The sequence below is a fragment of the Mycobacterium sp. E3305 genome (assembly GCF_001666785.1).
Taxonomy (GTDB): Bacteria; Actinomycetota; Actinomycetes; order Mycobacteriales; family Mycobacteriaceae; genus Mycobacterium.
Window position 1 is genome coordinate 1 of the sequence record NZ_LZJA01000187.1, and the last position, 7798, is coordinate 7798.

8 protein-coding genes are annotated in these 7798 nt (G+C 68.5%); 6 read left to right on the forward strand and 2 right to left on the reverse strand.

Translation table 11 applies throughout. The features are described from left to right. The first annotated feature begins 185 nt into the window (after positions 1-185). Positions 186-1001 (forward strand): lysophospholipid acyltransferase family protein, encoded by an 816-nt coding sequence (locus A5701_RS17220; protein WP_067756166.1) that lies wholly within the window; start codon positions 186-188, stop codon positions 999-1001. On the opposite strand, the gene A5701_RS17225 is transcribed toward A5701_RS17220, so the two are convergent. After that, entirely contained in the window at positions 998-2377 is a 1380-nt protein-coding gene (locus tag A5701_RS17225; protein ID WP_067756169.1) for an FAD-binding oxidoreductase, read from the reverse strand. The two genes, A5701_RS17220 and A5701_RS17225, sit on opposite strands and share 4 nt — an antisense overlap. Before the next feature lie 6 nt (positions 2378-2383). Beyond that, positions 2384-3034: a polysaccharide deacetylase family protein gene (locus A5701_RS17230; protein WP_067756171.1), complete on the reverse strand. Its 651-nt coding sequence runs from the start codon at positions 3032-3034 to the stop codon at positions 2384-2386. 52 nt (positions 3035-3086) lie between these two features. Between A5701_RS17230 and A5701_RS17235 the strand changes: the two genes are divergently transcribed. The 5 genes from A5701_RS17235 to A5701_RS17255 form a co-directional block, all read left to right on the forward strand. Continuing rightward, positions 3087-3710 (forward strand): TetR/AcrR family transcriptional regulator, encoded by a 624-nt coding sequence (locus tag A5701_RS17235; protein WP_067756178.1) that lies wholly within the window; start codon positions 3087-3089, stop codon positions 3708-3710. Then, on the forward strand, positions 3707-5524 hold the full coding sequence (locus A5701_RS17240) for an alpha/beta fold hydrolase (protein WP_067756180.1): 1818 nt from the start codon (positions 3707-3709) through the stop codon (positions 5522-5524). The genes A5701_RS17235 and A5701_RS17240 overlap by 4 nt, the downstream gene beginning before the upstream one ends. Positions 5525-5656: 132 nt before the next feature. Further along, complete coding sequence (locus tag A5701_RS17245; protein ID WP_067756185.1) at positions 5657-6793, forward strand: serine/threonine-protein kinase; 1137 nt, start codon at positions 5657-5659, stop codon at positions 6791-6793. A gap of 46 nt (positions 6794-6839) precedes the next feature. After that, positions 6840-7190, forward strand: a complete 351-nt coding sequence (locus A5701_RS17250; protein WP_067756182.1) for a hypothetical protein — start codon at positions 6840-6842, stop codon at positions 7188-7190. A 78-nt stretch (positions 7191-7268) separates the two neighbouring features. Beyond that, positions 7269-7798 (forward strand): serine/threonine-protein kinase (locus tag A5701_RS17255; RefSeq protein ID WP_156670134.1); only part of this gene is annotated, 530 nt, incomplete at its 3' end.

A 7798-nucleotide genomic window follows, 5' to 3' on the forward strand; every position in this document is an offset into this window, starting at 1 on the left:
GAGGCGGGCACTTTGGCTAATCCCTCGAAATCGCGGGGAAGTCCGCGCGATCGCCCGGGGAAGCGCGCGATCGCCCGGGGAAGTCCGCGCGACCGACGGGGGAAGTCCGCGCGGCGAAACCGGCGTCGCCGCGGAGCGGCGGGCGTACCATCAGCTCACGCTCAACGGCGAGCGAGGGCAAAGACATGAACGACACCCACACCGACTCGACCGACGTCGACAAATGGGACCGCGATCTGACCGAACACGTCGTCGCGCTGACCCGGCCGATCGTCAAACGGTATTTCCGCTCCGAGGTGCGCGGCCTGGACAACCTTCCCGAAGGACCGTCGCTGGTGGTGGGTAACCATTCCGGCGGCATGCTGACGTTCGACCTGTCGGTGTTCGCCGTCGACTATTACGACACCTTCGGCTACGACCGCCCCCTCTACGCGCTCGCCTTCGACACCATCTTTTCCGGACCGGCCGCCGAGTTCTTCCGCCGCACCGGCGTGATCCGCGCGACGCGCGAGAACGCCGCCAAGGCGCTGGCCTCGGGCGCGGTCGTGCTGGTGTTCCCGGGCGGCGACTACGACGTGTACCGGCCGACCCTGCAGGAGAACGTCGTCAACTTCGACGGCCGGACCGGCTACATCACCACCGCCCTGGAGGCGGACGTCCCGATCGTGCCCGCCGTCTCGATCGGCGGGCAGGAGAGCCAGCTGTTCCTGACGCGCGGACAGTGGCTGGCCCGCCTGCTTCGGCTCACCAAGTTCGAGCGCAGGTTCTTCCGAACGAACATCATGCCGGTCACGTTCGGTTTTCCGTTCGGCCTCAGCGTCCTGGCGCCGGTCAACATGCCGCTGCCCACCAAGATCGTCACCGAGGTCCTGCGGCCGATCGACCTTCGCCATTTCGGCGAGGCGCCCGACATCAAGCGACTCGACGCGCACGTGCGCTGGACGATGCAAAAAGCGCTCAAAGCCCTTGCCGCCCAACGCCACTTCCCGGTTATCGGTTAAGCGCCCGCGAAGACCACGTCGGGATTGAGGACGCCCGCCGGGTCGAAGCTCCGCTTGATGCGGCGCATCAGGTCCACCTTGACCGGGTCCTCCAGCTCGAGGAAATAGGGCGTCTTGGCGCGGCCCAGCCCGTGCTCCCCGGAGATCGCGCCGCCCAATTCCATTGCCAGCGCGAAGATGTCGATCATCAGCTTCTTGCGCGTGTCGGGGTCCTTGCAGAAGATGGCCAGGTGCACGTTGCCGTCGCCGGCGTGCCCGCAGCCCGCCGCCGCCCCGCCGGCGGCCGCCGCCAGGCCGCGCGCGGCGGACAGGAACTTGGGCATCGCGCCGCGTGGCACCACGGTGTCGATGAGGTCGTCGGCGCCGACCGCCTTCAACGTCCAGAACGCCTTCTCGCGCGCCTCGATCAGCTTGCGTGCCGAACCGCCTTCGAGCACATAGGCGTCTACCGCGCCGAGCTCGGCCAGCAGCTCGCCAGCCTTCTCGACGTCCTCGTCGAGCCGGTCGGCGGTGCGGTTCTCAAGCGCCACAACCAGATACGCGTCACAGCTGTCGCGGACGCTGTCGGGGATGCCCAACTCCAGGTTCTGGGTGTGTACGAGCGCGGCCATCGTCACGTTGTCGATGTACTCCAGGATGTAGGGCGCGAGGCCGCTGCCCACGATCTTGGGGACCGCCGTCATGACCTGGTCGAAGTCGGCGAACGGGGCGAGCACGGCGGCGTTGTGGTCGAGCCGCGGATGCAGCTTGACGGTCACCTCGGTGGCCAGGGCCAGGGTGCCTTCGGAGCCGACGATGAGTTGGGTCAGGTCGTAGCCGGTGGAGATCTTGGCGATCTTGCCGCCGGTGCGGATGAGCTCGCCGGTCGGCAGCGCCGCCTGCAGCCCGAGCACGTTCTGGCGGGCAATGCCGTACTTGACCGCGTTCATGCCGCCGGCGTTGGTGCCGACGTTGCCGCCGACGCTGGACGACAGCTCGCCGGGGTGAACCATGTAGCGCAGGCCGGTGTCGGCGGTCGCGGCGTCCAGCTCGGTGAGCGTGACCCCGGGTTGGACGACGGCGACCTGGTTGATGGTGTCGACCTCGAGGACGGCGTTCATCCGTTCGAAGGAGATCAGCAGCCCATCGGCCCGCGGGATCGCCGCGCCCGACAGGCCGGTGCCCGAGCCGCGGGCCGTGACCGGCACGCCAGCGTCGGAGGCGGCCTTCAGCAGCTGCGAAACCGCTTCCGCGGAAACCGGTTTGGCGACATACGCCGGGCGTTGCGGCGGCTTCGTCAAGACTTCGTCGTGCCAGTAGTCCTCGGGGATGGCGTCACCGGTCAGCAGGTTGTGCTGGCCGACGATCTCGGCGAACCGGGCCGTCATGTCGCTCATGAGGCTTCAGCCTATCGCCGCGGTCAGGTGATCGAGGGGAGTCCGCATTCGGCCGCGGAGGATCGGCACGCAATCGTCGGGCAGCTGGGCGGTGACCTCCACGCCGGAGCCGTCGAGTTCGTCGAGGAACCCGGGTAGCTGCTCCATCGCGCCGGTGGGCAGGTCGTGCAGGACGACGACGGTGTGCTGGTGGCTGCGGGTATCGGCGAGTGCCCGCTCGACCCAGCCGCGCGGGTCGGCCCAGTCGCGCGGGACGCTGTTCCACAGGACGCAGGTGTACTTCTCGGTGATCAGGTGGTCGATCGCCGTGCGGTTCAGGCAGCGCTTTTCGAGTGCGCCCTCCGTTCCCCACGGCCTGAAGAGCCGATCGGCATCGCCGAAGTCGTCCAAAAGCTCTTGGGTGCCGCGGATCTCGTGAAGCGTCTCCGCGGCAGAGAGCTCGCCGAGGGGCCGGCCGTGGGTGAGGGAGTGATTGCCGATCCGGTGCCCCTCGCGCACCGCCCGCTCCAGCAGCCGGCGCCCCGCCGGCGGGCGGACGTTCTCGCCGACGACGAAGAAGACGGCGGACGCCTGCCGCTGGGCGAGGGCGTCGAGAACCCGGTCCGTGACGCCGGGTGTCGGGCCGTTGTCAAAGGTCAGGGTGATTTTCGGGCGCATCACTCCCCAGCGTACCTTGCCTGACTGATCGATCAGACAGTATCGTGGGCGGATGACCGCGGCGGCTTCGAAGTCCGAGGTGCCTGCCGGTGACGCCCGGCAGCGGATCCTGCAGACGACGATCCAGTGCTTCTGCGCGTACGGCTACGAGAAGTCCTCGATGAAGCTGATCTCGACGAGGGCCGGCGTCTCGCAGACGCTGCTGCACTATCACTTCGAGACCAAGGAAAAGCTCTTCCAGGCGGCGATCGACGACATGGCCAAGCGCATGTTCGCCACGGCGGCGACGCGGCTGCCGGGGCGGCTGTCGGTGCGCGAGGGCCTGACCGAGGCGGCCGGGCTGATGTACGCCTTATTCATCGACAACATCGACGCGGTCACGTTCATGGTCGAGTTCGCCGCGGCGGCCAACCACAACGAGTTCCTGCGGGTCGCGTATGTCGACTATCGCGATACCCAACGCCGGCAGCTCGGCGAGGCGCTGCGCCGCATCGCCGGTGACGACGTGCCGCAGCGCTTGATCGACGAGTCGGTGCGCCTCTTCGAAACCGTGCTGCTGGGCATGTCGATGCAGCGGCCGTTCGTTTCGGACACCTCGGCCTTCCGTCGCGACTTCGACGTGTTCGCCCAACTGCTCGCGGCCCGCATCACCGAAGGATTGGAACCCAGGCGATGACCCCGAACCTCACCGATCAACCAATGGTCGAAGACGCGGTGACCGGATCCGGCGGCAAACGAATCTTCGTGCGCCGCTACGACAACCCCACCGCCGACTACGTGTTGGTGCTGGTGCACGGCACCGCCGGCAACAGCGAGAGCTACGACGCGTTCGCCGAGCACATGCGCCGGAACTTTCCGGCGGCCGTCTATTCGTTCGACCTGACCGGGCATGGCCGCACCGAGGGGGAGCCGGGCGTGTTCAGCTTCGAGGACTTCCTCGAAGACACCAGGGCGGTAACCGATTACGCGGCGCGGCGCACGTCCCTCCCGGTCGTCCTGCACGGCGCCAGCCAGGGCGGGGAAGTCGCGTTCCACGCGCTCGACGCGTGCCCGGCCGTGACAGCCGGCGTGTGCATGAACATCCTGTTGAACCACGAGGCGCCGATGAGCCCGGCGATCCGATTGTTCCGGTCGCGACCGGCGAAGTGGGCGGCCAAGACATTCGGCGATCGGCTGCGGGTCCCATTAAGACGCGTCATCGACTTCGAGGCCGCCTACCAGGAAGACCCCGGGCTGCTCGACACCAAGAAGAAGGACCCGTTCTACGTCTGGCAGTACGGGCTCAAGAGCTACCACTCGGTGTTCAACTACGTCCCGCCAAAACCCGCCGCCGCCAACACGAAACCCGTCCTCATCACCTGCGGGGAGCACGACGAGATCGTCGGCGCCGAGCACTGCCGGGCATGCTTCGAGCGGATCGGCGGTACCAAGGACTTCTTCATGATGCCCGGCGGCGGGCATCAGCTGATGCTGTTCGACACGGTCGTCTACAGCCGGGTGATCGACTCGTGGATCCGGGAACGCGTGCTCGGGCACGCGCAGTCGTGGGAGCCGCCCATCGAGCCCGAGGAGCGGCGCTACTTCGAGTTCCTCGATCGCGAACGGGCCAACGATACGAAAGGCGAGCCCGAGTACCACTATTCGCTGATCGATCGCGCGCTGATGCGGATCAGCAACGGCACGATCGAGCGCGGGGTGCGCTACTTCTCCAATGCCGAGGTCAGCGAACAGTGGCGCTTCACCGCGGACCTCGTCGGCGAAATCGACTACGCCGCATGGGACTTCCTGCGCGACTATCTTCCTGCGGTAGAGGGCCCGAGGATCGCGGTGGTCGGTTGCGGCGGCGGCGGGGCTATCGAGGGATTGCTCAACCGCGATCCGCGACTAAGCGAGTGGGACATCGTGGGCATCGACGTCGACTACAAGTCGATCGACGCGGCCCGCAAGCGTTTTGCCGGCAAGGCGGGGGTGAGCTTCGTCGTCGGCGACGCGCGTGACCCGGAGGTGTTGGGGGCCGATCGATTCGACCTGGTTTACCTGCATGGGGTGCTCGACCACTGCACCGAGCACCGCCGCTTGATGGACAGCGTGTTTCGCGCGTTGAGGCCGGGCGGCCGGATGTTCTATGTCGCGCCCGATCGCAACGTGTGCACGTGGCTGTGTTTCGTGACGGTCGGGCCGTTGTTCGTGTTCGGTCTGCACAAGCCGAACCATGACTTTCGGCGATTCCCCCGCCCCGCCGAATTGAACGCGGTGCTCGAGCAGGCCGGGTTCGAGCTGCTGCCCCGGCGAGGCCGGCCGGACGCCCCCGCCATGGTCGGGGTCGAATACAAGTCGGGGATGAATCCGTTTCCCGTCAAGAAGTCGGTGCGCGATCGCGCCCTGGGTGAGGAGATCTTCGAGCACACCGAGCCCAGGTGGTGGCTGGGGAACGGCTTCGTCGGGGAGTTTGCGGGGGTGGCCCAGAAACCCTTGTTGAACGCCTGTTGAGCAGCGGGTTTCGATTCCCGATTCTGTGGTTATCCGGAACCAGCAGGGCAGTCAGCTTTCCGACAGGAGATCGACACGGACCTCCAAGGAACTCAGTCCTACCGCGGCCAGGGCAGTAACGGAGTGCTCCTGGTGCCGGGCGGTCTCCTTGCCGACGGCCGGTACGAGCTGCGTGGCGTCCTGGGCCGCGGTGCGATGGCCGAGGTGCGCGAGGGGTGGGACCGGAAGCTCAACCGCCCCGTCGCCATCAAGCTGCTCTACCCCGGGGTGGCCGACCGGCCGGACAACCGTTCGCGGTTCGACACCGAGGCGCGCGTCGCCGCGCGGCTGACCGGGAGGCACGTCGTGGTGGTGCACGACGTCGGCGAGCACTACGGGTTGCCGTTCATCGTCATGGAGCGGCTACCGGGAGTGACGCTGGCCGACCACATCGCCCGCGGGCCGCTGCCGGTGCCCTTCGTGCACGCCGTCCTCGACGGTGTCCTGGACGCCCTTGCCGAAGCGCATCAGGCCGGCATCCTGCACCGCGACGTCAAGCCCGGCAACATCCTGTTCACCGCCGCGGGGGAACCCAAGCTCGCCGACTTCGGCATCGCCAAGACCTCCGGCGCCGCCTACACCAGGGCGGGCGAGGTCGTCGGCAGCATGGCCTACCTGAGCCCCGAGCGGCTGACGTCCAAGCCGGCCACGGTGCTCGACGACCTGTACTCCGTCGGCGTGGTGGGTTACGAGGCGCTGACCGGGCGGCGGCCGTTCCCGCAGGAGGACCTGGGCGCGCTGGCGCGCGCGATCCTGCAGGAGTCGCCGCCGCCGCTGGCCACGCTGCGTCCGGAGGTGCCCCCGCCGCTCGCCGCCGCGATCGAGCGCGCGATGGCCCGCGACCCCGCCTGGCGGTTCGACCAGGCGGGTGCCATGCGGGCCGCGCTGGTCGGCGCCCCGCCGCCGGTGATGCCCACCGGCACCCGCGTGATGGAAGCCCCGCCGCCCGCCGTGCTGACCTACACGCCCGCGCGGCTGGAGCCGGACAGTCCGCGGCGCAAGTGGTGGATCGCGGCGATCGCGGCGGCCTTCCTGTTGGCACTCCTCCTGCTGGCGATCGATCCGCCGTTCTCGGCGCCACCGCCGACGCCCTCGACGACCACCACCACGCCGGCGCCGCCCCCGACGACCGCCACCGCCACCACCACACCCACGAGCACCCCGCAGCCGGCGCCCCCGCCGGGTCCGCCAGGTCACGGGGGCCCTAAGCACAAAGGCCACGGCGGCTGACGTCGACATGGGATCGGTAGCCGCCCGGCCGGCGTGTGATTGCGGCATGAACATGAAGTGGATGGCCGCCGCGCTGCTGACGGCCGGCATCGGTGTGGGGCTGACCGCGGGCGTCGCGCAGGCCGACCCGTACGGCCACGTCGGCGGCAACTGCCCGGCGGGGCACACCTGCGGCCAGTGGTGCCCGGGCGAGCGCATCCCGGACAACTTCGTCAACTGGAACATGGGCGTGTGCCACCTCTATTACTACGATTACCGTGGCGTGGTCGACGCCGACACCGGTGCCGTCTACGGGTGGCCGAGCGGCCCGATCAATGCCACCCCGCACCCGCGGCCGGCCGGACCGCCCAATTTCAACTGCGGCTTGTTCTGGTGCCCGGTGCCCCCGCACGCGTGAGCCGCCGCACGTTAGGTCGGCGCCCATTCGGGGAACCCGCCGGGCTGGACCTTTACGACCTAGCGAAAGGACTGCCCATTGACCTCGCGGCTTGGCACCCGGTTCGGTCCCTACGAGCTGCGATCGCTGATCGGAGCGGGTGTGACGGGCGAGGTCTACCGCGCGCACGACACAGTTAGGGACCGGACGGTCGCGGTCAAGCTGGTATCCGCCGACATCGCCGCGGAACCCGGCTTCCAGCAACGCTTTCGACAGGACTGCGGTGTCGCTGCGCTGTTGGAGCAGCCGCATGTCATCCCGGTGCACGACTTCGGTTCGATCCACGGGGTTTGTTACGTCGACATGCAGCTGGTCGACGGCGGCAGCCTCAGGGATCTGCTGCGCGAGCGGGGGCCACTGGAAGCGTCGCGCGCCGCGTCGATCGTCGCGCAGGTCGCGCGAGCGCTGGACGCCGCGCACGCCGCCGGGCTGGTGCATTTGGCTGTTCGGCCCGAAAACGTGCTGCTGACCCCGGACCACTTCGCGTATCTCGTCGACTTCGGTCTCGGGCACGGCGACCCGTCGCGGGTGTATATGGCGCCCGAGCGGTTCACCACCGGCCGGGTCGG